The sequence below is a fragment of the Pseudomonas sp. P105 genome, from assembly GCF_032614175.1.
Classification (GTDB): Bacteria; Pseudomonadota; Gammaproteobacteria; order Pseudomonadales; family Pseudomonadaceae; genus Aquipseudomonas; species Aquipseudomonas rhizophila.
Genome location: NZ_CP126693.1, coordinates 1981039 through 2007799, shown reverse-complemented (window position 1 = coordinate 2007799; position 26761 = coordinate 1981039). Strand labels below are relative to the sequence as shown.

Genomic DNA, 26761 nt, shown 5'->3' with positions numbered 1-26761 from the left:
GTACTTGGATAAACACCGCGCCCGGCCCGTTCGGCCTGACGCTTTCAGTTATGAGCCCTGGGTCACCGGGGCCTCGACAGGTTCGATAGTATCGTGACGGACCACGGCACCGAACTGTTGCATCATTTGCTGGATGAACGGATCACCGTGGATCGACTCCTCGGCTTCGCGCTGACGGTCGGCACGGCGGCGGGACGCGGCCTGGGCCGGCGTCTCCTGCTCAGGCTTGATCAGCTCGATGCTCAGCGTCAGCGTGCGCTGGTGATACTGGTTCAGTGCATCGTTGAGACGGCGCTGCTGCGTGGCGTTGAACAGCGCGCTGTGGGCCGGGTCCAGGTGCAGCAGCCAGTGGTCGCCCTCCACGGAGATCAGCGTGCAGTTGGCGGCAATGCTGCCGGTCATGCCGGTAATCGGCAGTTTCGGGAACAGCTCCAGCCATTGCAGGGCCAGCCCGGTAGCCGGCATCGCCGCCGGTTCAGGCTCGGGCTCCGGGGCCGGCTCGGCGGCGTGCTCGCTGGCCAGTTCATCCAAATAGCTGTAGGCCGAATCCATGTCCGGCTCGATGTAATCCTCGTCCAGTGGCGGCTCATCATCCAGGTCCATGCCTGGCGTGGCGACATCAACGTCCGCCACCGTGGGCTCAGGCACCGGTGCAGCCACCCACTCGGGCGCGTCGGGTACCACGCTGTCGGGCGTGGGCATAGGCATCGGTGGCAACTCGGGTTGCTCGGCGACGGTTTCCAGCACCGGTTCCACGGCAGGCTGCTGGACGACCTGAGCCTCGACCGGGTCGTTCCAGGGCAGGTCGACCACTTCTTCAGCGACCGGCTGCGGCAACGCCTCGACGACAGGCTCGGGCTCAGGCGCCGCGACGACAGGCACCGGGGCCGGTTGCTCAACCGCTGCCGGGGCAGAGGCCACTGCCGGCGCAACGACGGGCGCGGCAGCCACTGGCTTGGCGGAATCAGCTGTGGCCTGGCTGATCCCCACTGGCTTTAGCGGTTGCCTCGGGGCGTTGTCCGTGTCGGCTGGCCGGAACGCGAGCATCCGCAGCAGCACCATTTCGAAACCACCGCGCGGATCCGGCGCCAGGGGTAGGTCGCGCCGACCGATCAGCCCCATCTGGTAGTAGAACTGCACGTCTTCGGCCGGCAGCGCCTGAGCCAGTGCCAGCACCCGATCGCGGTCGCCATGACCGTTGTCGACACCCTCGGGCAAAGCCTGGGCGATGGCGACACGGTGCAACACGTTGAGAATTTCCGATAGCACGCCATTCCAGTCCGGCCCCTGCTCGGCCAGGTGACGCACCGCTTCGAGCAACGCCTTGGCGTCGCCGTCGATCAGCGCATGCAACACGTCGTAGACCTGGCCGTGGTCGAGGGTGCCAAGCATGGCCCGCACATCGGCGGCCATGACCTTGCCTTCACCAAAGGCAATGGCCTGGTCGGTCAGACTCATGGCGTCACGCATCGAACCATCGGCGGCGCGACCCAGCAGCCACAGCGCATCGTCTTCGAACGGTACATTCTCGACACCCAACACGTGGGTCAGATGCTCGACCACCCGCTCCGGGGTCATGTTCTTGAGGGAGAACTGCAGGCAGCGGGACAAAATCGTTGCAGGAAGCTTCTGCGGGTCGGTGGTCGCCAGGATGAACTTGACGTAGGGCGGCGGCTCCTCAAGGGTCTTGAGCAGCGCATTGAAGGAATGGCTGGAAAGCATGTGCACTTCGTCGATCAGGTAGACCTTGAAGCGCCCACGGCTTGGCGCGTACTGCACGTTGTCGAGCAGTTCACGGGTGTCTTCGACCTTGGTGCGGCTGGCAGCGTCGATCTCGATCAGGTCGACGAAACGGCCTTCGTCGATTTCCCGGCATACCGAGCACTCGCCACACGGCGTCGAGGTAATACCGGTCTCACAGTTCAGGCACTTGGCGATGATCCGCGCGATGGTCGTCTTGCCGACGCCGCGCGTGCCGGTGAACAGGTAGGCGTGATGCAGCCGCTGGCTGTCCAAGGCATTGATCAGGGCCTTGAGCACATGGGTCTGGCCGACCATTTCGCGGAACGAGCGCGGACGCCATTTACGTGCAAGAACCTGATAACTCATCGAAAACCATCGCCACTGGAAAGCAGAAGCGGCTAATGCTAGCGGAGCAGGGGCGAAATTGCATCCGGTGTGCTCGTCTAATCTGTCTAAGCTTGGGTCAGGGGCCTGGTTGCCGACAGGATTTTGCACCATCAGGAGAGTTTATGCGTTCGGCCATGGGGGCTTTGCTGTTATTGGGTTCAGGGTGTTTTGCTGGCGAAATCCCGTTGCGTTTCGCCATTACCGATAGCTGGGCCATGCCCATGGTGCAGACTGAAGAAGGTCGCCCGATCCAGGGTATCATCCCCGACGTAATGACCCGCCTGGCGGCCCAGGTGGGGATGCCGGCGCAGTTTCATGTGCTGGCCCGCGCCCGGCTGGACAATGCCATGAACCACGGCGAAGTCGACGTACGGTGTTATGTCACCCCCGAGTGGGTAAAGGATACGGGGGGCAATTACCTGTGGAGCGTCCCGCTGTTTTTCCAGCGCGACGTGCTGGTGGGCACGGCCAGCGCCCCCAAGGTGGTGACGCCCGCCACCCTGCCCCACCAGCCGGTCGGGACCGTCCTCAGCTATACCTACCCGACCTTGCAGCCGTTATTCGACGGCGGGCATCTGCGACGTGACGATGCACGCAGCCAGGAACAAGTCCTGGCCAAGCTTCTGGCCGGGCGCTATCGCTACGCGGTGAGCAATCAATGGGCGCTGGACTGGTTCAATCAACGACATCCCCCAGACCGGCAACTGCGTGCCGTGGCGGTTCTCCAGGAGCGCGGGCTGGGCTGTTATGTGCGCGATGATCAAAACATTCCGGCCCAACGCATTCTGCGCACCTTATTGAAGATGAAAACGTCGGGGGAAATCGACGCGATCATCCAGTCCTACACCGGACATAAAGAGTCGCCGCAAGCCGGATCCGATTCGCCCTGAACGTCCGACTGATGCTGCCATTGCGGCGGCGAAACAAATCCTTTCACCCAGCCAGGCACCTGATCGGGTGGCATGGGCCGGGCGATGAAATAGCCTTGGGCCACTTCGCAGCCCAGGCGCAGCAGCAATTGACCATGCTCCAGGCTGTCCAGCCCCTCCGCCACCACCTGGCGCCCAAACGCCCTGGCCAAACCGATGACCGCTTCGGTCAGCGCCAGATCATCGCGGTCATTGAGTATGTCGCGGACAAAGGTCTTGTCGATCTTGATGGTCTGCGTGCGCAGGTGTTTGAGGTCATTGAGCGAACAGTATCCCGTGCCGAAACCGCCCAGGGAAAACCCCACGCCCAAGGCCTGGCACGCCTGGAGACAGGCGCTGACGTGGGCAAGGTTTTCCACCGCCAAGGATTCAACGATCTGCAGATCCAGCATGCGCGGCGACACCGCCGGGTGCCGTTGCAGCACCTGCCGCAACCGCTCGACGAAATCTGCCCGCTGGAAATGCCGCGCCGAGATATTGATGCTCACCGGCCAGACTTGCCCCGCGTGCTGCCATTGCTGCAACTGAATCAGCACCTGCTCCATGACCCACTCACCGATCTCGACGATCAGGTCGGTTTCCTCCACCAGCGGCAGGAACTCCCGGGGCGGTACCAGGCCCCGTTGGGGGTGTTTCCAGCGCAGCAGCGCCTCGAGCCCCACCACCGTGCCATGGCGCATGTTGACCTTGGGCTGAAAATGCAGGCGCAATTCGTTGCCGGCCATGGCCTGCCGCACCCGCTCGACGGTCTGGTAAGTGGCCCGCACTTCCTGGTCCCGGGACACGTCGAACAAATGAAAGCGATTGCGGCCGCTCTGCTTGGCCACGTACATCGCCTGGTCGGCGTGGCGCAACAAGGTATCGGCGTCTTCGTTGTCACCGGGAAACAGGGTGACGCCAATGCTGGCGAAAACCTTGATGGCCTTGCCATCAATGGCATACGGCATGGAGACGGCAATCAGCACCCGGTTCAACGCGGCATGCAATTCCTCAAGCCCGCATACATGGCGCAGTACCAGCACAAACTCATCGCCGGCCAACCGCGCCACCACATCCTCCCCCCGCACGATGCTGCGCAGACGCCGGGCGACCTCCACCAGCAACTGGTCACCACTGGCATGGCCGTGGCCGTCGTTCACAGCCTTGAAGCCATCCAGGTCAAGCATGCACACCGCCAGGGGCAAGCTCTGCGCCCTGGAAAATTCCAGGGCCTGATCCAGCAGGTCGGACAGGTAGGTGCGGTTGGGCAACCCGGTCAACACGTCGTGACCGACCCGCCATTGCAGCGAATGCAACAACTGACGCTTCTCGCTGACATCAAAACGAATCGCCAGATAGCGCTCGATCTGACCGGTCGCATCGTCGATCACCGGCACCAGAGTGGTATCGACCCAATGCAGCGTACCGTCCTTGGCCCGGTTGCAGATCTCACCCTTCCAGACCTGCCCCAGGGCGATGGTGCGCCACATGGCGCTGAAGAACTCGTCCGGGTGCTGGCCGGAGTTGATCAGGCGATGGTTAGCCCCCAACAGCTCATCGCGCGGGTAGCCAAAAAGCTTACAGAACTGGTCGTTGACGTAGGTAATGCGCCCGCTCAGATCGGTTTCAGAAAAAATCGCGGCGGCGTCAACGGCTCTGCGGTACTTCTTATCCATCGAAGCAGTCATCCATGAGTCAGGCTCATTTGTCGCGCGCGGTTGCACCGCCCCAGGACAGGCGAAAAATCAACTAGGCTCAAACACCTTGAGATACGCTGGAGCGCGGGCCGTGGCGGTGCTACCTGAAGGCGCCAAGCGTCGCCTTGTGTACAACAAGAAAACGCAAGGCTCGCCTTTTTCGCACATCCAGGCTTCTGAAGCAGGTCACCAAATGCCCGTGCCAAAGGCCGATTCTACGAAACACATCACATTTTGCAAAGCAAGGTGATGGATCATGCGGTTGCCTAATGCAAAAATCTATCGTTAAGTTCTTGATTCTAAATGGGAATTAAGCGATGCAAATTTCAAGTTTGGGTCCGGCCATCAGACGCTATCGCAAAGTAGCGGGGCTTACTCAGGCTGAACTTGGCGAAAAAACCGGTTTTGACCCCAAAACCATCAGCCGCTTCGAAACCGGCACCTACACCCCGAGCATGGAAGCCTTGGTCTTGCTTGCCGACAAACTGGATGTGCAGCTCAAAGCATTTTTTGCCGACATGGACGATGAGGACGAACAGCGAGCGTACCTGTTTGGTGTCATACACAGAGCCACCGCGAAGGATCTGGGGAAGCTGATTGCGGCGGTAGACCAGGCACTGTCGAAGCCTTGAAGCAGGCATGAAAAAAGAGGAGTCCGGGCTGTCGGTGTGCGACGGATCGGGTTCCTCTTTGGCTTTTTTGCTTGTTCGCTGTCCGGCTCTATTGAAAGGCTACTGTCACAAATTCCGAAGTGTATCCATCCGATCATGCAAGACACGAATCACCGCAATCCCATAAGCCGTGATCCGAAAGTGAATCATGTGTCGTTCGACACTACGTCGGCGATAACCAGTTCGAACATGGTCACAGGCTGGAGCTATCTTAGGCTGCTGCGCCAGTTCAGAAAACGCCGCAATGATGGTATCAACGTATCGATTGGCCTGCGCCACGCCCCATCGTTGGGCGGTATAGGTCCAGACAATTTCAAGATCACGCTCGGCGGCAGGTGTAAGGCGGTATTCAGCCATGCGCTGTCAGCATTCTCTTCTTGAACGCATCGGGATCGAATGGTTGAGGTTTTCCACTGGATTCACCCTCTTTCAGGGCGGACCGGATAGCCTCAAGTTCAGCGCTACGCTCCTGCTCGCGCCGAATCAGATCGCGAATGTATTCGCTATCATTGGTGTAGTGACCCGCTTCGATCTGAGCCTTGATCCAGCCGTCTTGTTGGTCGGTGACGGTGATGGTTTTTCGAACGGTACCCATGATGAGCCTCCGGGAAAATGATCGACTCACGCAAAATTATCATACTATTGGTGCGATATCGAGAATGAGCACTGCAAAGGCCCGTACGCAAATCCTTTGCCCCCTCCAGTCAAAAAGCCCCACTGCGCAGCAACGCACTGGAGCTCTTTGCTTTCCATCAGGCAGCAGAAAATATCGACCGGTAATCGATCAACAAACAAAGTAGATAAGAAAATTCGACAAACCTTGCGAACGAAGGCCTGGGCGTTATGGAGGCAACCCCACCAGCCACACCCCGGCACACAATGTTCCCGCTGTGGCTGCTTCCTTCCGGATCTGACCAGGTTCACGGGTAATCGTTGCGGGGGGACCGATGGGGTCACCATAACGACGCCCGCCTGACGGCGAGCCGCGCCATTGTACCTATCTGACGAGAAGTTACAACCGTTCGCGCCGGATTAAAAAACTGAAGATGTTCAAGCACTTGCCTGTGAGAACAAAGCTTGCTCCCACAAGTCGGCGGTTACAGCAGCACCTCGTCAGCCCGGCCGCCCTCCTCCTGAATCACCAGATGGATGAAATGCAGCTTGGTGATCACCGCGGCGGGTACGACGAACGGGTAGAAATCCGGTTGGCCCATGCTGCGCGACAGTTCGTTGAGCATGCCGGCCAGTTCGATCCAGGCGTTGACGAACGAAAGAAAGGCCACGCCCCCCGTATGTTCGGGGTCGAACAAGGTCTCGGGCGGGAACGGCTGGTAGTCGAAATCCATTTCCCCGGCGCTCATACCAAAACCCAGGGCCGTGTCCACCGCGTCCATCATATGCAGGTAATGCGCCCAGGTTTCCGCCCAGTCTTCCCAGGGATGCATGGTGGCGTAGGCGCTGACGTAGTGGGTTTGCCAGTCCAGCGGCGCGCCTTGCTGATAGTGACGCTCCAGGGCATCGCAATAGCTGGCCCGCTCGTCACCAAACTGCTCGCGAAATGCATCGAGCCAATGGCTGTTGGCGATCAACCGGTCCCAGTAGTAGTGCCCCACCTCATGACGAAAGTGCCCGAGCAAAGTGCGATACGGCTCGCGCATCTGCTGGCGCACATGCTCGCGGTGGGCATCGTCGGCCTCTTTGATGTCGAGCGTGACCAGCCCGCTGGCGTGGCCGGTGGTCGGAGGCGTGCCATCGAGGTCGACGCCGATGAAATCGAAGGCCAGCCCCTCACTTTCACTGACGGTTTTTGGGATGACAGGCAAACCGAGGGTGATCAATTGCGCCACCAGCCGGCGCTTGGCGGTTTCGACCTTGCACCAGCGTTCGGGGTTTTCCGGAATCGACAGGTCGGGAATGGTGCGATTCAAGCTGCAGGCGATGCACAAGGTGTCGTGCCCATTGGCCGGCAGCAGCCAATTGCAGGCCGCCGGCGTGTCGAGGTTGGCGCAACGGCGAAACAACCCGGCTTGTGGGTCGGCATCCAGGGTCCAGGTGCCAGGCTGCTCGCCGGGTTGCAGGGACGACAAGCGGCTTTGCTCGGGCTGATAGCCCAACACCGCCTGGCAGGCCAGGCACTGGCTGTTGCGAAAAAACAGCGACTGGCCGCAGCGACACGGCCAGATCTTGCTGTTACGCGAGCGATCGCCCGTAAAGGGCGCGGCGATGCGTGAACTCAGTTGCTCGAAGAAGCGGTACATGGTGATCTCCCAGGGGCCTGCAAGACTAGATCCCCCTCTGTGCGTGATCGTTCCCGGATGCTGCGCCACTGGCGCTCGATAAAAACGTGGCGAGGGAGCTTGCAGCCGTCCCATTGAGTTTGCCAGCTCTGTTAACTAACCGATAAACGGTCCCGCTCCCCCCCTTCAAACTGTCATTCCTGACAGTAGACGCAACACCCCATCCGCCCGTTAATAACCCCACCGGTTGTAGGCCACGCCCCCTCTGCGGCGGAACACCCGATGCAAGGGCATTTTCATGAAAAAGTCATCCGACCCTGCCGAGCCAGACAACAACCAACCACTGAACCTTGATGATCCGTACATCCCCAACATAGCGCTTCCCTTCGAAGACTACGACGGCGGTATCGGGGTCGGGCTGGTCGAGGGTGGGTTGAAATGCTACGTCGATATCTGGTTCCCCAACGGCGACGGGGACGCGATTGCCTTCTACTGGAACAACGCACAAAACCCGGTCTGGACCGCCACCATTGATGACAATCCCCCCGATCGGTTGCGGATTCCTCTCAGCGCGGGCCTTCTCATCGAGGGCGATGCCAACCCGGTGTTCTACAGCGTGACACGCCCCTCGCAAACCCCCGTGGACTCGCCACCGAAGAAGTATCTGGTCAAGCTTAATCGCCCCGGCGGCTATGACGCTGACCCGACCACACCCGGGCATTCGGGCCTGCGCTACACCCTTCCCCAGGAGATTATCGACAACGGGGTCGGCCCCATCGAAGCCGACGCCGGGGTGGTGGTCACCATCCATCACTACGAAAACATGCGCAAGAACGACCGCATTTACCTGGCCTGGGGCAAGGCGACGGTGGAGCACACCGTCCTGCCGGGTGAGGTGGACACCGATATCCCGATTCATGTCGACAGAACGAAGATCGAGGAGGGAGAGGACGGCGAGGTCATCGTTGCCTATCAGGTGGTGGATGTCTGCAACAACTATCCCGACGAACGTGCACCCTGGTCTGCCACTACCCCTGTGGTGGTCGATCTGAACGGTAACCGCCTTGATGCACCCTTGGTGCTGGTCAACGGCATCCCCACTCGGGTGATCGACCTCGAACAACTGGCGGGCGCCGACGTCGTTTGCCGGGTGTACGTCAATCCAGCCAATCACGCTCAAGGCGATACCCTGCGCCTGACCTGGGTCGGCACCCCCGCACAGGGTGATTCGCAAGTTATCGTCGGGCCGCTTGATCAAACCGTCGAATACGTGCCGTTCCAGTACGACTTTTCGATCCCCAATGAAGACGTGGCCGCCATCGCCAAAGGCCGAGCGTCGGTGTCCTACGTTCGGATCAGAAATGGCGAGACAGATCGTCCATCGAACAATGCTTCCGTGACGGTTGTCGGCGACATCCAGCAGCCGGCCAGACCCGACATTATCGAGGCAACGGGCAGCGCCCTGGACCCGGACCTGAATTTCTACACCGTCTCAATCCCCTATTACCCAGGTCGCCAGCCCGGCGACCATCTCTACATCCTGTTTGAAGGCCTCGACGCCAGCAACAGTCCAACGAGTTTCGACGATAACGCCTACGTCGGCTCGGAGGCGGATGGCCAACCGGTTCTGCGCAATGTGAACAAGGTTGAAATCAAGAAACTCGATGGCGGCTCGCTCACGGTTTATTACTGGATCAATCGCCAACGTAAATCCTTGGAGCTGCAACTGTCCGTGGGCAGCGGGCAAGCGGAAATGGTAAAGCCCAACGTTATCGAGGCCGACAGCAACGATGTGCTGGACCCCGAGAAGGTGAATCCCAATGTGGGGGCCAATGTCATTGTTCCTTTCACCGACACCGTGCCCGATGACATTATCGGGCTGCGCTGGAGAGGCTCGCGCATCAGTGCGCCGGTTGACGAGCGGCCGCTCAATGCCAACTCAGCGGGAGCCCCGGTGCCGTTCACCGTGGCTTACCGTTATGTGCTCGACAACTTGAACGGCACGGTGGACGTCGACTACTACCTCAAGCGCGGCGCAGAAGTGCCGCGCTACTCGCGAGTGCGTTCGCTGACCATTGGCGCAGCCATGAACCTGTCGGCGCCAAGCGTCAAGGAAGCCACCGGTACTGCACCGACTCAGCAATTAAACCCGGTGGCGGGCAAGGACAAGCTGACCGTGGTGATACCGGATTACGGGGTGCAGCCGGGCGATCAAGTCAGCGTGACCTGGGCGGGGACTGCTGGAGGTGGGTCCTACACTACTCCGGCGCAGGTGCTGCCGCCTGATCGGGAAATTGCGATGCCGGTTTCGGTGATTGCCTTCAACCTGGGCAAGCCGGTGACGGTGACCTATACCGTGACTCGCGACGGTGAATCGCCGCCGTCGGCTTCGCTTAATCTGGCGGTGCAGGCCATACCCGAGGCCAGTCTTGGCATGCCGCTGATTCCGCAGGCGGCACAAAGCGGCATTGGCAGTGTGCTCGATCTGGGTAGCTTTACCGGCGATGCCCGCGTCACTGTCGCGCCGTGGCCGTTAATCGCGGCGGGACAGCGTGTGTGGTTGCGTGTTGAAGGTACTGCGCAGAATGGTTCGGACTATACGATTACGCTTTACACCAGCTCAGCGGTTATTTCGAGCGAAGTAACGGCCGGCCTCTCTAAAGCGCTGTTGCGCAGCGAGCTAGAAAAGCTGCGCGATGGCTCTGAGCTCAAGGTGGTGCTGGAGGTTACTTTCGATCGCAGCAGCAACCAGAGCGAGGCTGTTGCCTTTCCATTGCGGACCTATGTCGTCAAGGCCCTCCCCGAGACACTGCCTCCACCCGGCGTAGAGGGTGTACCCGAGGGCGGTGTGCTCGACCCCTCCCAAGCGCAAATCTGGACTCGTGTTCCCGGCGATGCGCTGCTGGTCGGCGACCTAGTCGTGGTGATCTGGACAGATAAAAACGGTGTCGTTGCCGAATACCGCTCTCCAGCCAAACCCTATACAACGGGAGATATTTCCAATAACTACTTACGCTTCCCGATTCCTTCGGCTGACGTCCAACGATTCGTGGGTACGGATGTCCGCGTGACCTACCTGCGTGATCGCAATGGAAATATCACCGGGCCGTCTCAAGCATTCAATATGAGCGTAGGCATCCCTGTGCCCCTGGCGTTCCCCTCCTTCACCAATGAGCCCTATCGCACTGTACCTGGGGGACAACTCAAGGACATCATTCTGCTGCTCAGCCGCGAAGGTGGCGCTCCCGTCCCAAACGGCAAAGTCACTCTGACCCTTCCGAGCGGCTTCACTTATGCCGACGGCGCCAGTGGTCCGCGTGAATTCACAACCGGCACGGACGGCACCGCCACAGTCAGCGGCGTGAAAGGCCATACCATTCCAAACGTATACAGCTTGATTGCCACCAGTGGCTCTCAGTCCGCCACGGCATCGGTGACTATTGCGGCACTGGAGCTCATAGACAGTATTGCGGTCAGTAGCCCAATGGGAGTAGCTGTTCGCCCTGACGGCGCCTACCTATATGTATGCAATTATGATCTAAAGCAAACGGTCTCGGTGATTGATGCGGCAACCGGTAGGATGGAAGTACCTATTTGGTCAGGACTCCGTCCAGTGCAAATTGCTGTCAGTCCGGACGGCAGTCGCGGTTACTTCAGCGCTACCACACATCACCTCGTTGTTGTGTTTGACATGATAGCGAATCGGATGATTGACACCGTGGTTGTATCTGAGTCATACGGAATTGCGGTCAACTCGAACAGCTCCCGCGTTTATGCCTGCAGAGGGTCGGGTTCTCATGTTAATGCTGTCGTGGTGATTGACGCGGCGACGACAACAATAGCGGCGGTCATTCCGATGCCAGCATTACCCCGTAGAATTGCCATCAGCCAAGTGGGCAACTTTGGATATGTCTGTAGCCAGCAAAACAGTACTGTCGTGGTGATTGACACGACAACCAATAGCATATTGACAAATATTCAAGTAGGGAATAACCCAAAAGGGGTTGCCATTAGCCCGGACGGTAGGCGCGCCTATATCTGCAACACTGAGAGCCACACAGTCTCAGTAATTGAAACTGCGACACATAGAGTGCTGGTCAACATCCCTGTTGGCAACAGCCCAAATGAAGTGGCCGTCAGCCCTGACAATACCCGCGCTTATGTGTGCGGTGTGGGGAATGCCAGCGGCACGATTTGGGTAATCGATACCGCCACGAACGAGGTATTGACGAGCACTTTGTTAGAGGCGGAACCCACCGGAATTGCGGTCAGCCCAAACGGCACACGGGTTTATGTCAGCCTTTTCAGTAGCAATAAGCTTTTGGTGCTCGCGGCCGGCTAATATACGGATATCAGACGTCGCCGCGAGCTGGGAAGGGTGCGCACTCATTTTCGCGGCTACACTGCCTTGCGCCATTACCTACGACTGCACCAGCTTTCTCTCGCTTGTGAGTATTGGTTTTCACACAGTCTGGTTGTGCTCCCCTCACTCTACCCGCCCAACCTCATGATCTTGAAAGCTCCCACAAGTGCCCATGCCGCAGGCCTTTGGGAGCGACCTGGGATATCGAAGAAGCCCAGGCACGGTCTTTAGCGACTGATAGACCGGGCGGTGATGAGTTTTTATTGTTTGCTCCATGCACTGGGGACGCTACTAACAATCATAGAAACAAGAACTCGTCTACTGTCAAACCTGACAGCAGGCAGCCCCGAATCTTCCCCTTAAAATCAGTATCTCCTTGATGGTTGAGAAAGGCTGTTCGCACTCGGTAGCACCGATTAAGGCCAGGGAAACTCTACTAAAAGCGATCGCAAGAGGTAGCTTTTCATGGCCAAGCCATTTCGCACTGTAGTTGACTTTAACGTTTCTGATTATCCTGACCAAGCGCAGATCTATATCCCGCCCGATGAAAATTACCGTGAACTACTGCTCGGCGCCCAAGTTGGTGACGTGATTGACTTTATGCAGGGAGACAAGAGACTTTCTGGAAAGGTAGCGGCACGAGGTTTTGCTTCTAGATCATATGAAGATCCGGATGATTCAGACTGGATGTTCCAAATCGTCCTAAGCCGCTTCTAAATCCGAGGAAAATTTTTGCCCGTTAACTTCGCAGGCAAACTATTAACACGGCCTACCTGCAAACGAAGGAAGCAACAACCCACGACTACAAGGTCATTTTTCATGGAGCAAGGATGACCACTAACCTGCGTGCAGTCGCCACCATTTTCTGTCTAGCGACAGGCCTTGGTGGCTCCACCCCATAGGAGCATCACCATATTCAAAGCAACCCCCAACCCACTGAACACCGATCCGCCCCCCCCACACAAAACCGCCGCCACTAAAAAAATCGACGAAGCCGCCGAGTGCGCCCTCGACCATCCCCGCTGGGCTGCGAAGCGGCCCTCAAACCAGGCGCCACGATGCAACGGGTAGGCCGTGCCAACCGGTTTGCGACTGCTGCGCAGTCGAGCGGGGATAAATCCCCTCGCCACAATGGATCCGAGTTTCCTGGCGACTTGACTAGACCGTGTGCCGTGCTGGCCGAGAAACGCGACAAACGCTTCTTCATCCAACACCTTGAGCCCCAGCTCATTGGGCTTGCTCAGCTTCGACCCCGCCCCCAGCCCGGCCACCTTGGTCCCCAGACTCTCCAGCTTGTCCTTGGCGACATCGATAAATCATCTCGCAACGGAAAAACGCTAGGGCATCTGCAATATGCAAACTTGGCTCATCTCCCGATCGTAGAAGGCGAGTTTTGTCATATAGCTCAGTGAAACGACCTCCAATTTTATGAGCTTGAAAGCACGCGAAAAATGGAGTGGCGCAGAATGGTGAGCGCCCAGCAGGAGAGTACGGGTGGTGGAGCAGGAGCGCAAGATCTCCGGACTCGCGCTCCTTTACGACGCTGGAGAATGATTCTATAAATAAGCCGCATGCCGACAACTTGGAGCCCATGGCATTTAAGCAAGTTTCTTTTGTATCCTTTCAATATCAGCCGGAACTCCGCTTTGCACCATAGAGAGAGATAGCACCCACGACTGATCAGCGGTATCTATGTAATATTTACCGGTTACGGTTCCGAAATATATCTCTCCATTGACTGTAACAAGAATATTTTCGCCGTTCTGCGCAGCTATAAGAATCTCGCGGTGTGGAGAATCATGAGGGATCCAAGCGTGTGGCCCACCTACAATATTAATATCAATTTCCAGTGGAGCTGGCATATTAACACCTCTTCTTGATGTCAATTATTTAAGAAGGCTTTCTCTGTTTGAGAAAGATTTTTTAGCCTTGATCGATACTTCTGAGCGATCGCCGTCTGCCTCATCAACTCAAGGTCGTACCAATTGTATTTTTTAAAATGTGCCGAATCTACTGTCAGACTTAACAGTAGATTTGTCATGGCTTTTATGCATTCGAAAATAAGGGGGCACATTTATTTACCAGAGATACATCCTATGAGAGCGAGGAAACTCGCTTTCATAGCCCCGATTTTGCCGAAACTGCACCCCACCACATCCTTCACCCTCGGGCTACGCCGCCTTACGCCACTGCCTACAGCTGCGCCAGAATCGCCGGCTTATAAGCCTATGGCCCGGGCCTTATCGTTTCCAGGTCGCTGACAAATCAGAGATCGGGTTTAGCGACCCGGATCATTGTAGTTGTATAAGAGGTCCATGCTTCGTTGCAGGTCTAACTGCAAGGATGCTGTGGCGGCTGTATGTGGGAAACCTTCGGCTCTGCCGGGTGCCTATGACCAGCTCGCTAAACGTATGTAGCCGCCGCCATTTCTGTTTAGCGACAGGTCTTGGTGGCTCCATCACATAGCAGCATCACCATGTTCAAAGCACCGCCCGACTCGAGGCTGATCCTGCACCCGGTCAACTCTTCACCGTCGTTAACAGCATCGACACCAAATGCCTGCTCGCCAACCTCAACAAAACCCTGTGGCGAGGGGATTTATCCCCGCTGGGCTGCGAAGCGGCTCTCAAACCAGGCACAGGATGCAATAGGTAGGCTGTGCCAGCCGGTTTGCGACTGTTGCGAGCGGGGATAAATCCCCTCGCCACAATGAATCCGAGTTTCCTGGCGACCTGACTAGACCGTGATGCCATGCTGGCCGAGAAACGCGACAAACGCTTCTTCATCCAGCACTTTCAGCCCCAGCTCATTGGCCTTGGTCAGCTTCGACCCCGCCCCAGGCCCGGCGACGACGCAATGGGTTTTCGCCGACACGGAACCGGCCACCTTGGCCCCCAGGCTTTCCAGTTTGTCCTTGGCGACATCGCGGCTCATCAACTCCAGCGATCCGGTCAGCACCCAGGTGTGCCCGGCTTCGGGCAAACCTTCGACGACTTTTTTCTCGCTCTGCCAGTGCATGCCGAAGGCCTGCAGTTGCTTCTCGGCGGCTTCGGCTTGTTGGCGGTTGGCGGCGATGGCGAAGAACTCGCGCACGGCGTTGGCCTGTTTTTCCGGCAGGGCCTGGCGCATGTCCAGCCAGTCGGCGTTCATCACCGCTTCGAGCGAACCGAACTTGTCCGCCAGCTTCTGCGCCCCGCCCGGCCCGACCGAGGGAATGTTCAGCTTGTCCAGGAAACCGCCCAGGGTGGTGCTGGCGGAGAACTCGGCGCCCAGTTCACCCTGGTCCTGGATATCCAGGCCATGGCGCAGCAAGCCCTCGATCACCTGGCGGTTGTGCGAGTCTTCGAAGAAGCTGTGGATCTCGTGGGCCACTTCCAGGCCGACGTCCGGCAAGTACGTGAGCACTTGCGGCAAGGCCGCTTGCACACGCTCCAGTGAGCCGAGGGAGCGGGCCAGGACCTTGGCGGTTTCCTCGCCCACGTCCGGGATGCCGAGGGCGTAGATGAAGCGCGCCAGGCTCGGCTTCTTGCTGTCGACGATGGCCGCCAACAGGTTCTTGCTCGACAGTTCGGCGAAGCCTTCCAGGTCGACCACTTGCTCGAAGGTCAGGGCATACAGATCCGCAGGCGAGCCCACCAGCCCCTCGTCCACCAACTGTTCGACGCTCTTCTCGCCCAGGCCTTCGATGTCCATGGCCCGGCGCGACACGAAATGAATGATTGCCTGCTTGAGCTGCGCACCACAGGCCAGACGACCAACGCAGCGGTACACCGCGCCTTCGCTGATGGTTTCACGACCCTTGCTGCGCTTGACCAGCTGCGTACGCTCCACATGGGAGCCACACACCGGGCACTGTTGCGGGATTTCAACGGGACGGGCGTTTTCCGGGCGACGCTCGGTGACCACTTGCACCACTTGCGGGATCACATCACCGGCGCGGCGGATAATCACCGTGTCGCCGATCATCAGGCCCAGGCGCGCCACTTCGTCCATGTTGTGCAGCGTGGCGTTGGCCACGGTCACACCGGCTACCTTGACCGGCTTGAGCCGCGCCACGGGTGTCACGGCGCCGGTGCGGCCGACCTGGAACTCGACGTCCAACAGTTCGGTGAGTTCTTCGCTGGCCGGGAATTTATGGGCGATGGCCCAGCGCGGTTCCCGGGCGCGGAAACCCAGTTCGCGCTGGGAGGCGATGCTGTTGACCTTGAACACCACGCCATCGATTTCGTATGGCAGCGCGTTACGCCGCTCGCCGATGTCACGGTAGTAATCCAGGCACTCGTCGATGCCGTGGGCCAGTTTCAGTTCGCGGCTGATGGGCAGACCCCAGGCCCTGAGCTGCTTGAGATTGCCGATGTGGGTGTCGGCAATGTCCGCCGTCACCTGGCCGATGCCGTAACAGCAGAATTCCAGCGGACGATTGGCGGTGATCTTCGAATCCAGCTGGCGCAGGCTGCCCGCGGCCGCGTTGCGCGGGTTGGCGAAGGTCTTGCCGCCCGCCTCCAGTTGCGTGGCGTTGAGACGCTCGAAGCCGGCCTTGGACATGTATACCTCGCCGCGCACTTCCAGCACCGGCGGCCAGCCACTGCCCTGCAACTTGAGGGGGATGTTGCGCACCGTGCGCACGTTAACGCTGATGTCTTCGCCGGTGGTGCCGTCGCCGCGCGTGGCGCCGCGCACCAGCAGGCCGTCCTGGTACAGCAGGCTGACCGCCAGGCCGTCGAGCTTCGGCTCACAGCTGTACTCCACCGCCGCGCCACCGCCCAGCAAGTCGCCCATGGGCAGGTCGAGGCCTTCGGTCACCCGGCGGTCGAATTCACGCATGGTGGTTTCGTCGAAGGCATTGCCCAGGCTGAGCATCGGGATTTCGTGGCGGACCTGGCTGAAGGCCGACAGTGCAACACTGCCGACACGCTGGGTCGGGGAGTCGCTGGTCACCAGCTCCGGATGCTGCTCTTCCAGGGCCTTGAGCTCATGGAACAGGCGGTCGTACTCGGCGTCCGGGATGCTCGGTTCGTCGAGGACGTGGTAGCGGTAGTTGTGCTGATCCAGCTCGGTACGCAACTGTTGGATGCGGGTTTGGACGGCAGTCATGGATGTTCTCTCATAAAGCAAAAGAGCAGCCTAGGCTGCTCAATTTTCTCAAAACATGGGGGGTGCTTCGCACCCCAGCGGGAGCAAGCTCCCTCGCCACAGCAAGCTCCCTCGCCACAAAAGCTCTCCTGCCGCAAGAAGCTCTCTGGCCAGGGAGAGCCTGTGTCATCGCTCAGCGCTTCTGGGTCAGCGCCCGGCGTTCGAATTCGACGATGCGCTGGCGGTAGTGTTCGATGGTCTGGGCGGTCAGCACGCTGCGCTGGTCGTCCTTCAGCTCGCCGTTGAGTTCCTGGGACAGCTTGCGCGCCGCGGCCACCATCACGTCAAAGGCCTGCTTGGGATGACGCGGGCCGGGCAGGCCGAGGAAGAAGCTCACCGCCGGGGTGCTGAAATGGTCGATGTCGTCCAGGTCGAACACGCCTGGCTTGACCGCGTTGGCCATGGAGAACAGCACCTCGCCGTTGCCGGCCATGCTTTCATGGCGGTGGAAAATGTCCATCTCGCCAAAACGCAGGCCGCTCTCCAGGATGTTCTGCAACAGCGCCGGGCCCTTGAAGCCGGCCGGGTCGCGGCAGATCACGCTGATCACCAGCACTTCCTCGGCCTGGGCCTGGTCCTTGTCGCCGCGCACGGGTTTGTTCTCGTCCGGGAAGTCGTCGTCGCGGCTGCTGAAGCTCGGGCCGCCGTCCAGGTCGAGATTGAGGTTCAGGTCGCCCTGGGACGGTTCGCTGTTGCGCTTGCCGCGCTTGGAACCCGTTTCCCGTGGCTCGCGCACTGGTGCGCTCATCGACGGCAGGTCATGCTCATCCAGTTGCGGCTCCTTATGGGTATCCAGCACCCGGGGCGGGCCCAACAGCTCGGCATTGCCATCGTCATCCGGCAGGTTCGACAGGCTGCGGTCGAGGCGAAACTTGAGTTTCCCCTTGCCGCCGCGCATGCGGCGCCAGCCGTCGAAAAGAATACCGGCAATGACAATAATGCCGATGACGATCAGCCACTCGCGCAGACCGATTTCCATGTAATCCCGTGCCTCTATAAAAATGCTGAAAAATAAGGGGCTTAGCTATGTGCAAACCGCTTTAAAACGTGGCGCCAACTCTATGTTCTGAATGGCGTTTTGCCCACGCATACGAAAAATTGACATTAAACTAGCACGACCAAAGATAACTTTACACCGTCTGTCGCATAGGCTTGCGCCATTCTGTGAATTGAACGACAAGCCCAAGCCTCAAAAAAATCCTACAGCATCCTAAATAGATGCCCTACAAGCAGTGTTTCACGCGTCCACCATCGCCATCGCCTCCTCCACATCCACCGCCACCAGACGCGAGCAACCCGGCTCATGCATGGTCACGCCCATCAACTGGTCGGCCATTTCCATGGCGATCTTGTTGTGGGTGATGTAGATGAACTGCACAGTCTCAGACATCTCTTTTACCAGCCGCGCGTAACGCCCCACGTTGGCGTCGTCCAGCGGCGCGTCCACCTCATCGAGCATGCAGAACGGCGCCGGGTTCAATTTGAAAATGGCAAAAACCAGGGCCAATGCCGTCAGCGCTTTTTCACCCCCGGAGAGCAAATGGATGGTGCTGTTCTTCTTGCCCGGGGGACGCGCCATGATGGTCACCCCTGTATCGAGTAAATCTTCGCCCGTCAGTTCCAAGTAAGCGCTGCCGCCACCGAAAACTTTCGGGAAAAGTGCCTGCAAACCGCCGTTGATCTGATCAAAGGTATCCTTGAAGCGATTACGGGTTTCCTTGTCGATCTTGCGGATGACGTTTTCCAGGGTCTGCAACGCTTCCACCAGATCGTCGTTCTGGGCATCCAGATAGCGCTTGCGCTCGGACTGCTGCTGGTACTCGTCGATGGCCGCCAGGTTGATAGCGCCCAGACGCTGAATGCGCGCGGCGATGCGTTCCAGCTCTTCTTCGGCGTCTTTCTCGTTGGCCCCGGCCAGCAACGTGGCGAGCACGCCGTCGAGGTCGTAGCCGTCTTCCAGCAATTGGTCCTGCAAGGCTTTGCGGCGCACCGTCAGGGCCTGCCATTCCATGCGTTGCTGTTCCATCTGGCTGCGGATCAGCTGGGATTGCTGTTCGGCCTGGCTACGACGCTTTTCGGCGTCGCGCAGTTCGCGGTCGGCGTCTTCCAGGGCAATTTGCGCAGTCTTGAGTTCTTCATCAACGCTCATGCGCTTGTCGAGCAACTCTTCGAGTTTGAGGCGCAACTCTTCCAGCGGCGCTTCGCCCTCTTCCAGGTTCAGGCTCAATTGCTCGCGTTTTTCGGTCAGGCGTTCGGACTGCATTTCCAGCCGCTCCAACGCCTGGCGCGTGGAATCGTACTGGGCCTTGAGCGAGCCCAGGCGCACCGCCAACTGATGGGCGTGATCCTTATGCTGGCGGGCATCCTGGCGCACCCGGTCGAGGCGTTCGCGCAGACTGTCGCGCTGAGCCAGCAGCAACTCGCGCTGCTCGGTGTCCACGGCCATGGCATCGAGGGCTTCCTGCAGTTGCAGGCGCGCTTCACCGATCTGCTCATGCTCCAGCGCCCGTTGCTCGCCCAGCTCGGCGATTTCTTCCTCAAGGCGCGTGCGGCGCAAGGCCAGTTGTTCAACCTTGGCCTTGCCGGCGGACAACTGCGCTTTGAGTTCGCCCTGCTGGCGTGCTTCGTCCTGCAACAGCCGACGCAAGTGTTCGCGACCATTCTCCTGCTGGCGCTGTTGCGCCCGCAGATTCTGTAATTCGGTTTCCAGGGCTTCGACGCTCGCTTCGCGCTCTTCACGCTTAGCGCTCAGGCGCTGGATTTCCTGGCCCCGGGCAAGCATGCCGCTCTCGGCTTCGCTGGCCCGGCACACCCGCAGGAAATGCCGACCGACCCAATAGCCATCCCGGCTGATCAGGCTTTCCCCGGCCGCCAGTTGTCCGCGCAGGGCCAAGGCCTGTTCAAGGCTGTCCACCGGTTTCACCTGCCCCAACCAGGGAGACAGGTCGACCTGGGCCTCGACTTTATCCAGCAAGCTGCCCGGCATCCGCACGCCATCGCCAGCCGGGCTGAGCAGGCGCAGATCGCCCTGGGTGAAGCCCGACAGATTGAAGCCTGCGAAGTCATCCACCAGCACCGCTTGCAGATCGGCGCCCAGCACGGTTTCCACCGCCAGTTCCCAACCGGCATCGACCTTCAGGCCTTCGGCCAGTCGCGGACGCTCGGCCAGATGCTGGTCGCGCAGCCATTCGGCAGCGCCGGTGCCGGGGTCCAGCGCCGCTTGCTGCAAGGCCTCCAGCGAAGCCAGACGGCCATTGAGGCGCTGCAATTCGCCCTGGGCCTGCTGCTGATTCTGCAGAGCCAGTTGCAAGGCCTGGCGCAGTTGCTCGAGCCGTTCAACCTGGGCATCTTCGCTGGCTTGCAAGTCTTCAAGGGTGGCTTCGCTGGCAGCCAGTTGTTCGCTCAGATCGACAATCGCCGCGTCTTCAGGGTCCGCCGCGAGCAAGGCGCGCTCTTCGGCCAAACGGCGCTGACGCTCGGCTAGGCGTTCCATGCTGGCTTCCAGTTGCTGGATGCGCGACTGCTGGACTTCGGCCTGACGCCGCGGCTCGGCAGAGCTCAGGTTGAAACTGTCCCACTGCTCTTGCCAGCCATGCATGCTCAGCTCGGCTTCTTCCAGGGCGGCGGCAGCCTCTTCGGCGGCGGCGCTGGTGAGTTCCTGCTCGGGCGTGAGCCGGTCCAGTTCTTCGCCCAGGGTCAGCAGCAACGTGCGGTCGTGGCCCAGGTGGGATTCGGTTTCCAGGCGCGCGCGCTCGGCCTCTTTCAAATCATCCTGCAGCTGGCGCAGCCGTTGCTGACCGTGCTGGATGCTCTGTTCGACCCGGGCGATGTCGCCACCCACCGAATAGAAGCGCCCTTGCACCAGGTTGAAGCGTTCGGACAGGTCGTGGTGGCCGTCACGCAGGCGCTCAATGGCGGCGTCGGCATTGCGCTGCTCGGCCACCAGGGCTTCAAAGCTGACTTCCTGATTGCCAATGATCGCCTCGCGCTGGCCGACCTGCTCGTTCAGCGCCTGCCAGCGCAGGGCTGAAAGCTGGGCCTTGAGCTGACGTTCTTCGCCTTTGTATTCCTGATATTTCTTGGCGGCTTCGGCCTGGCGGTGCAAGCGCTCGAGCTGGCGTTCGAGTTCTTCGCGCAGGTCGGTCAGGCGGGCCAGGTTTTCGTGGGTGCGACGGATGCGGTTTTCGGTCTCGCGGCGCCGCTCCTTGTACTTGGAGATGCCGGCGGCTTCTTCGATGAAGTTGCGCAGGTCTTCGGGCTTGGCCTCGATCAGCTTGGAGATCATGCCCTGCTCGATGATCGAATAGCTGCGCGGGCCGAGGCCGGTGCCGAGGAAAATATCGGTGATATCGCGACGTCGGCACTTGGCGCCGTTGAGGAAATAACTGTTCTGGCTGTCGCGGGTCACTTTGCGGCGGATGGAGATTTCCGCGTAGGCCGCGTACTCGCCAATCAGGGTGCCGTCGGAATTGTCGAACACCAGCTCGATGCTCGCCTGGCTCACCGGTTTGCGACTGGTGGAGCCGTTGAAGATGACGTCGGTCATCGACTCGCCGCGCAGGTTCTTGGCCGAGCTCTCGCCCATCACCCAGCGTACGGCGTCGATGATGTTCGACTTGCCGCAACCGTTGGGCCCGACCACCGCCGCCATGTTGCTGGGGAAGTTCACCGTGGTCGGGTCGACGAAGGATTTGAACCCCGCCAGTTTGATGCACTTGAGCCGCACGTTCAGGCCGCCGTCAGGGCAGAAACCACCAGATCGCAACTGCGCTGGGCATAGGCCGTCAGCACGATGCGGATCTGCGGCAAATCACGGGCCAGCACGGCGGTCAGCAGGCGCTGGAACAGGTCGAGGAATTCGCTCATCTCGGCCTTGCGTTGTTCCAGGGCCAGGAAGTAGGCGCGGCTCATGGCCGGTTGCAGGTTCTCGACGGTTTCCTGCAAGTACGGGTTGTTGGCGAAGGGATACGCGGCGCGCATCACGCTGAAACTTTCATCGACGAAGGTGCGGATGTCCTGGCGCGCGAAGGCGTCCTGAAGACGCTGCTGGATCTCGATGAACGGCGCCATGTCGGCCTGTTCCTGCCAGCCATGAGCCACGGCATTGCCCAGCAGGATGTACAGCTCGCTCATCAGCGCACAGAGGCTGCGCACCTTGTGTTCGCTCAATTCGGTGACGTGTGCACCACGGCGCGGCAGGATCGCGATCAGATGCCGGCGCTCCAGTATCAGCAAAGCCTCACGGACCGAACCGCGACTCACGTTGAGCGCCAGCGTGACCTTCTGCTCCTGGATGCGCTCGCCCGGCTTCATTTCACCACGAATGATGCGCTCGGCCAGGTGATGGGCGATTTGCTCGGCGAGGCTGTCCGGGGCCTTGAACGTCATGGTTGTCCTTCAAACTCTTCGATTTGCACAAGCGGCGCAGTGTAGCGCACTCAATACGTCATGGCGCAGGGCCTGCAGCGGGTTTTTGGCACGATCCAAGCAAAAAAGTTTGAGCCCTCATCCTGAAACAGAATCTGTGGAAGAACCTGTGGGAGCCGAGCTTGCTCGCGATAGCGGTCTGTCAGCATGCATCCATACTGAATGTACCGCCGTCATCGCGAGCAAGCTCGGCTCCCACAGGGTTCTACAGTGTCTATAGACCGTTGTTCATCGACCAAGCGGATTTTCTTGACCTTTAAGTCAGAAAATCGTTGACCGCAAAGTCAGACCTGCTAAATTCAGCCCAAGTCGATACAACAATAATGAGTCTGCGAGGCCTTCCGTGATCCAGTTTTTACTCAACCAGGAACTCCGTAGCGAGCACGCCCTGGACCCGAACCTGACCGTGCTCAACTATTTGCGCGAACACCTCGGCAAATCCGGCACCAAAGAAGGCTGCGCCAGCGGCGACTGTGGTGCGTGCACCGTGGTGGTGGGCGAGTTGCAGACCGACGAGGACGGCCGTGAACGCATTCGTTATCGCAGCCTCAATTCGTGTCTGACCTTCGTCTCGTCCCTGCATGGCAAGCAACTGATCAGCGTCGAAGACCTCAAGCACCAGGGCCAGTTGCACAGCGTCCAACAGGCGATGGTCGATTGCCACGGTTCGCAATGCGGCTTCTGCACACCGGGCTTCGTGATGTCCCTGTTCGCCCTGCAAAAGAACAGCGAACAGCCCGACGCCCATAAAGCCCACGAAGCCTTGGCCGGCAATCTATGTCGCTGCACCGGCTACCGGCCGATTCTGGCGGCCGCCGAGCAGGTCTGCTGCGCCAGGCAAACGGACCAGTTCGACGACCGCGAAGCCGAGACCATCGCTCGCCTCAAGGCCATCGCACCGACTGACACGGGTGAACTCAACAGCGGCGACAAACGCTGTCTGGTGCCGTTGACCGTGGCCGATCTGGCCGACCTCTACGACGCGTATCCCCAGGCGCGCCTGCTGGCCGGTGGCACGGACCTAGCCCTGGAGGTCACCCAGTTCCATCGCACCCTGCCGGTGATGATCTACGTGGGCAACGTCGCTGAGCTCAAGCGTATCGAGCGTTTCGACGATCGCCTGGAGATTGGCGCCGCCACCGCACTCTCCGACTGCTACGAAGCCTTGCAGGCTGAATACCCGGACTTCGGCGAACTGCTACAGCGCTTCGCTTCGTTGCAGATCCGCAACCAGGGCACCTTGGGCGGCAACATCGGCAACGCCTCGCCGATTGGCGACTCGCCGCCCTTGCTGATCGCCCTCGGCGCGCAGATCGTCTTGTGCAAGGGCCAGACCCGTCGCACCCTGGCGCTGGAAGACTATTTCATCGATTACCGGGTCACCGCCCGCCAGGAAAGCGAATTCATCGAGAAGATCATCGTGCCCCGGGCCAGCGCTGAGCAGGCGTTCCGCGCTTATAAGGTCTCCAAGCGCCTGGACGATGACATTTCCGCCGTGTGCGCGGCGTTCAACCTGCGTATCGAGCATGGCGTGGTCCAGGACGCCCGGGTGGCCTTCGGCGGCATGGCCGCGACGCCCAAGCGCGCCAAGCATTGTGAAGCCGCGTTGATCGGTGCCGCGTGGAACGACAGCACCGTCGAACGTGCCTGCGCCGCCCTGGCCGAGGACTTCACACCGCTGTCGGACTTCCGCGCCAGCAAGGAATACCGCCTGCTCAGCGCCCGCAACCTGCTGCGCAAATACTTCATCGAACTGCAAACGCCGCACATCGAGACTCGGGTGACCGCTTATGTCTAACCATCACGCCGTAGAGAAGACTCAAGCCGAGCTGGCCGAACTGTTCGCCCGCGACCTGACCACTGGCGTGGGCCGCAGCGTCAAGCATGACAGCGCCGCCAAGCATGTGTCCGGCGAAGCCCAGTACATCGATGATCGCCTGGAATTTCCGAACCAGTTGCACGTTTACGCCCGCCTGTCGGACCGCGCCCACGCCCGGATATTGCGCATCGATACCGCGCCTTGCTACGCCTTCGAAGGCGTGCGCATCGCCATCACCCATGCAGACGTGCCGGGTCTCAAGGACATCGGCCCGCTGCTGCCCGGTGACCCGCTATTGGCCATCGATGACGTGCAGTTCGTCGGCCAACCGGTGCTGGCGGTTGCCGCCAGGGACCTGGGAACCGCGCGCAAGGCAGCGATGGCGGCCATCATCGAATACGAAGATCTGGAACCGGTGCTGGACGTGGTCGAGGCCCTGCGCAAGCGGCATTTCGTGCTGGATAGCCACACCCACCAGCGCGGAGATTCGGCGGCGGCACTGGCCAGCGCCGAGCACCGTATCCAGGGCTCGCTGCACATTGGCGGCCAGGAACACTTTTACCTGGAAACCCAGATTTCCTCGGTGATGCCCACCGAAGACGGCGGCATGATCGTCTACTGCTCCACACAGAACCCCACCGAAGTGCAGAAACTGGTGGCCGAAGTGCTGGACGTTTCGATGAACAAAGTCGTGGTGGACATGCGCCGCATGGGCGGTGGCTTTGGTGGCAAGGAAACCCAGGCCGCCAGCCCGGCGTGCCTGTGCGCGGTCATCGCCCACCTCACCGGCCAACCAACCAAGATGCGCCTGCCCCGGGTCGAAGACATGCTGATGACCGGCAAGCGCCACCCTTTCTACATCGAATACGACGTCGGCTTCGACAGCACCGGGCGTCTGCACGGTATTGCCCTGGAGCTGGCCGGCAACTGCGGTTGCTCGCCAGACCTGTCGGCCTCGATTGTCGACCGGGCGATGTTCCATGCCGACAACGCCTACTACCTGGGCGATGCAACCATCAACGGCCATCGTTGCAAGACCAATACCGCGTCGAACACCGCTTACCGTGGCTTCGGCGGGCCGCAAGGCATGGTCGCCATCGAAGAGGTGATGGACGCCATCGCCCGGCATCTGGGGCTGGATCCGCTGGCGGTGCGCAAGGCCAACTACTACGGCAAGACCGAGCGTAACGTCACCCACTACTACCAGACCGTCGAGCACAACATGCTCGAGGAGATGACCGCCGAACTCGAGCAAAGCAGCCAGTATGCCGAGCGCCGCGAAGCGATCCGCCGCTACAACGCCAATAGCCCGATCCTGAAAAAAGGCCTGGCGCTGACCCCGGTGAAATTTGGTATTTCCTTCACCGCCAGCTTCCTCAACCAGGCCGGGGCGCTGATTCATGTCTATACCGACGGCAGCATCCACCTGAACCATGGCGGCACGGAAATGGGCCAGGGCTTGAACACCAAAGTCGCGCAAGTGGTGGCCGAAGTGTTCCAGGTGGAAATGGACCGGGTGCAGATCACCGCGACCAACACCGACAAGGTGCCGAACACCTCGCCCACCGCTGCCTCCAGCGGTGCCGACCTCAATGGCAAGGCTGCGCAGAATGCCGCCGAAACCATCAAGCAGCGCCTGGTGGAGTTCGCCGCGCGGCAGTACAAGGTCAGCGAAGAAGACGTGGCGTTCCACAACGGCCATGTGCGGGTGCGCGATCACATCCTGACGTTCGAGGCGCTGGTGCAGCAGGCGTATTTCGCCCAGGTCTCGCTGTCGAGCACCGGTTTCTACAAGACCCCGAAAATCTATTACGACCGCAGCCAGGCCCGGGGCCGGCCGTTCTACTACTACGCCTATGGCGCGGCGTGCGCCGAGGTGATCGTCGACACCCTGACCGGCGAATACAAGATGCTGCGCACCGACATCCTCCACGACGTCGGCGCCTCGCTGAACCCGGCCATCGACATCGGCCAGGTCGAGGGCGGTTTCATCCAGGGCATGGGCTGGCTGACCATGGAAGAGCTGGTATGGAACGACAAAGGCAAGCTACAGACCTGCGGCCCGGCCAGCTACAAGATTCCGGCGGTGGCCGACATGCCGCTGGATCTGCGGGTCAAGCTGGTGGAAAACCGCAAGAACCCGGAAGACACGGTGTTCCATTCCAAAGCCGTGGGCGAACCGCCGTTCATGCTCGGCATCGCCGCGTGGTGCGCCATCAAGGATGCCGTGGCGAGCCTGGGGAATTACCAGCACCAGCCGAAAATCGATGCACCGGCGACCCCGGAGCGGGTGTTGTGGGGGTGTGAGCAGATGCGTGGGTTGAGGGTGGCGAAGGTTGGGGAAGCTGAAACCGAGTTGGCTTCGCTCTAAGACCG

The 26761-nt window shown here is 60.0% G+C and carries 16 protein-coding genes, 1 other RNA gene and 1 pseudogene; 6 read left to right on the top strand and 12 right to left on the bottom strand.

The window, feature by feature from the left end; translation table 11 throughout:
• Window positions 1-48: 48 nt before the first annotated feature.
• Window positions 49-2109 carry a DNA polymerase III subunit gamma/tau gene (dnaX, locus tag QOM08_RS09000; protein WP_274090250.1) on the bottom strand — a complete coding sequence of 687 codons (2061 nt, stop codon included), beginning with the start codon at window positions 2107-2109 and terminating at the stop codon, window positions 49-51.
• Window positions 2110-2252: 143 nt separating this feature from the next.
• Between dnaX and QOM08_RS08995 the strand changes: the two genes are divergently transcribed.
• Window positions 2253-3020 (top strand): substrate-binding periplasmic protein, encoded by a 768-nt coding sequence (locus QOM08_RS08995; RefSeq protein WP_316912845.1) that lies wholly within the window; start codon window positions 2253-2255, stop codon window positions 3018-3020.
• Here the strand turns inward: QOM08_RS08995 and QOM08_RS08990 are convergent.
• The gene (locus QOM08_RS08990; protein WP_160891995.1) at window positions 2972-4714 is read right to left on the bottom strand and encodes a putative bifunctional diguanylate cyclase/phosphodiesterase; all 1743 of its coding nucleotides are present in this window, start codon (window positions 4712-4714) and stop codon (window positions 2972-2974) included. The genes QOM08_RS08995 and QOM08_RS08990 overlap by 49 nt on opposite strands.
• Window positions 4715-5052: 338 nt before the next feature.
• Between QOM08_RS08990 and QOM08_RS08985 the strand changes: the two genes are divergently transcribed.
• Window positions 5053-5367 (top strand): helix-turn-helix domain-containing protein, encoded by a 315-nt coding sequence (locus QOM08_RS08985; RefSeq protein ID WP_047227171.1) that lies wholly within the window; start codon window positions 5053-5055, stop codon window positions 5365-5367.
• A gap of 105 nt (window positions 5368-5472) precedes the next feature.
• On the opposite strand, the gene QOM08_RS08980 is transcribed toward QOM08_RS08985, so the two are convergent.
• From QOM08_RS08980 to QOM08_RS08965, 4 genes are all read right to left on the bottom strand, one after another.
• Window positions 5473-5763, bottom strand: a complete 291-nt coding sequence (locus QOM08_RS08980) for a type II toxin-antitoxin system RelE/ParE family toxin (protein ID WP_316912844.1) — start codon at window positions 5761-5763, stop codon at window positions 5473-5475.
• Window positions 5756-6001, bottom strand: coding sequence for a type II toxin-antitoxin system ParD family antitoxin (locus QOM08_RS08975; protein ID WP_047227170.1), 246 nt, complete (start codon window positions 5999-6001; stop codon window positions 5756-5758). Before QOM08_RS08975 ends, QOM08_RS08980 begins: the two co-directional genes overlap by 8 nt.
• Window positions 6002-6259: 258 nt before the next feature.
• Window positions 6260-6356: signal recognition particle sRNA small type (gene ffs / locus QOM08_RS08970), an RNA gene on the bottom strand.
• Between the two features lie 147 nt (window positions 6357-6503).
• Window positions 6504-7664: a putative zinc-binding metallopeptidase gene (locus tag QOM08_RS08965; RefSeq protein WP_047227169.1), complete on the bottom strand. Its 1161-nt coding sequence runs from the start codon at window positions 7662-7664 to the stop codon at window positions 6504-6506.
• A 277-nt stretch (window positions 7665-7941) separates the two neighbouring features.
• On the opposite strand from QOM08_RS08965, the gene QOM08_RS08960 reads away from it, so the two are divergent.
• Together QOM08_RS08960 and QOM08_RS08955 are read left to right on the top strand one after the other, a co-directional pair.
• A complete protein-coding gene (locus QOM08_RS08960) occupies window positions 7942-11985 on the top strand; it encodes a YncE family protein (protein ID WP_316912843.1) in 4044 nt (1347 codons plus the stop codon).
• Window positions 11986-12471: 486 nt separating this feature from the next.
• A complete protein-coding gene (locus QOM08_RS08955; protein ID WP_316912842.1) occupies window positions 12472-12723 on the top strand; it encodes a hypothetical protein in 252 nt (83 codons plus the stop codon).
• A gap of 452 nt (window positions 12724-13175) precedes the next feature.
• On the opposite strand, the pseudogene QOM08_RS29055 reads toward QOM08_RS08955, so the two are convergent.
• From QOM08_RS29055 to QOM08_RS08930, 6 genes and pseudogenes are all read right to left on the bottom strand, one after another.
• Window positions 13176-13316, bottom strand: a pseudogene (locus QOM08_RS29055) (hypothetical protein); the annotation flags it as partial.
• 288 nt (window positions 13317-13604) lie between these two features.
• Window positions 13605-13868 carry a hypothetical protein gene (locus QOM08_RS08950; RefSeq protein WP_316912841.1) on the bottom strand — a complete coding sequence of 88 codons (264 nt, stop codon included), beginning with the start codon at window positions 13866-13868 and terminating at the stop codon, window positions 13605-13607.
• An 874-nt stretch (window positions 13869-14742) separates the two neighbouring features.
• Complete coding sequence (gene ligA / locus QOM08_RS08945) at window positions 14743-17100, bottom strand: NAD-dependent DNA ligase LigA (protein ID WP_316912840.1); 2358 nt, start codon at window positions 17098-17100, stop codon at window positions 14743-14745.
• Between the two features lie 172 nt (window positions 17101-17272).
• Entirely contained in the window at window positions 17273-18118 is an 846-nt protein-coding gene (gene zipA / locus QOM08_RS08940; protein ID WP_047227166.1) for a cell division protein ZipA, read from the bottom strand.
• 258 nt (window positions 18119-18376) lie between these two features.
• Window positions 18377-21865: a chromosome segregation protein SMC gene (gene smc, locus QOM08_RS08935; RefSeq protein WP_316912839.1), complete on the bottom strand. Its 3489-nt coding sequence runs from the start codon at window positions 21863-21865 to the stop codon at window positions 18377-18379.
• Window positions 21866-21867: 2 nt separating this feature from the next.
• A complete protein-coding gene (locus tag QOM08_RS08930) occupies window positions 21868-22527 on the bottom strand; it encodes a GntR family transcriptional regulator (RefSeq protein ID WP_047227164.1) in 660 nt (219 codons plus the stop codon).
• Between the two features lie 382 nt (window positions 22528-22909).
• On the opposite strand from QOM08_RS08930, the gene xdhA reads away from it, so the two are divergent.
• Window positions 22910-24364, top strand: a complete 1455-nt coding sequence (gene xdhA / locus QOM08_RS08925; RefSeq protein WP_316912838.1) for a xanthine dehydrogenase small subunit — start codon at window positions 22910-22912, stop codon at window positions 24362-24364.
• Window positions 24357-26756 (top strand): xanthine dehydrogenase molybdopterin binding subunit, encoded by a 2400-nt coding sequence (xdhB, locus tag QOM08_RS08920; protein ID WP_316912837.1) that lies wholly within the window; start codon window positions 24357-24359, stop codon window positions 26754-26756. Before xdhA ends, xdhB begins: the two co-directional genes overlap by 8 nt.
• Window positions 26757-26761: the final 5 nt, after the last annotated feature.

Coding starts and splice junctions, on each gene's coding strand:
- QOM08_RS08985 (WP_047227171.1), top strand. CDS start 5,053: ATGCAAATTTCAAGTTTGGGTCCGGCCATCAGACGCTATCGCAAAGTA.
- xdhB (WP_316912837.1), top strand. CDS start 24,357: ATGTCTAACCATCACGCCGTAGAGAAGACTCAAGCCGAGCTGGCCGAA.
- QOM08_RS08965 (WP_047227169.1), bottom strand. CDS start 7,664: ATGTACCGCTTCTTCGAGCAACTGAGTTCACGCATCGCCGCGCCCTTT.
- zipA (WP_047227166.1), bottom strand. CDS start 18,118: ATGGAAATCGGTCTGCGCGAGTGGCTGATCGTCATCGGCATTATTGTC.
- QOM08_RS08975 (WP_047227170.1), bottom strand. CDS start 6,001: ATGGGTACCGTTCGAAAAACCATCACCGTCACCGACCAACAAGACGGC.
- QOM08_RS08980 (WP_316912844.1), bottom strand. CDS start 5,763: ATGGCTGAATACCGCCTTACACCTGCCGCCGAGCGTGATCTTGAAATT.
- QOM08_RS08995 (WP_316912845.1), top strand. CDS start 2,253: ATGCGTTCGGCCATGGGGGCTTTGCTGTTATTGGGTTCAGGGTGTTTT.
- ligA (WP_316912840.1), bottom strand. CDS start 17,100: ATGACTGCCGTCCAAACCCGCATCCAACAGTTGCGTACCGAGCTGGAT.
- dnaX (WP_274090250.1), bottom strand. CDS start 2,109: ATGAGTTATCAGGTTCTTGCACGTAAATGGCGTCCGCGCTCGTTCCGC.
- QOM08_RS08930 (WP_047227164.1), bottom strand. CDS start 22,527: ATGACGTTCAAGGCCCCGGACAGCCTCGCCGAGCAAATCGCCCATCAC.
- QOM08_RS08950 (WP_316912841.1), bottom strand. CDS start 13,868: ATGCCAGCTCCACTGGAAATTGATATTAATATTGTAGGTGGGCCACAC.
- QOM08_RS08955 (WP_316912842.1), top strand. CDS start 12,472: ATGGCCAAGCCATTTCGCACTGTAGTTGACTTTAACGTTTCTGATTAT.
- QOM08_RS08990 (WP_160891995.1), bottom strand. CDS start 4,714: ATGGATAAGAAGTACCGCAGAGCCGTTGACGCCGCCGCGATTTTTTCT.
- QOM08_RS08960 (WP_316912843.1), top strand. CDS start 7,942: ATGAAAAAGTCATCCGACCCTGCCGAGCCAGACAACAACCAACCACTG.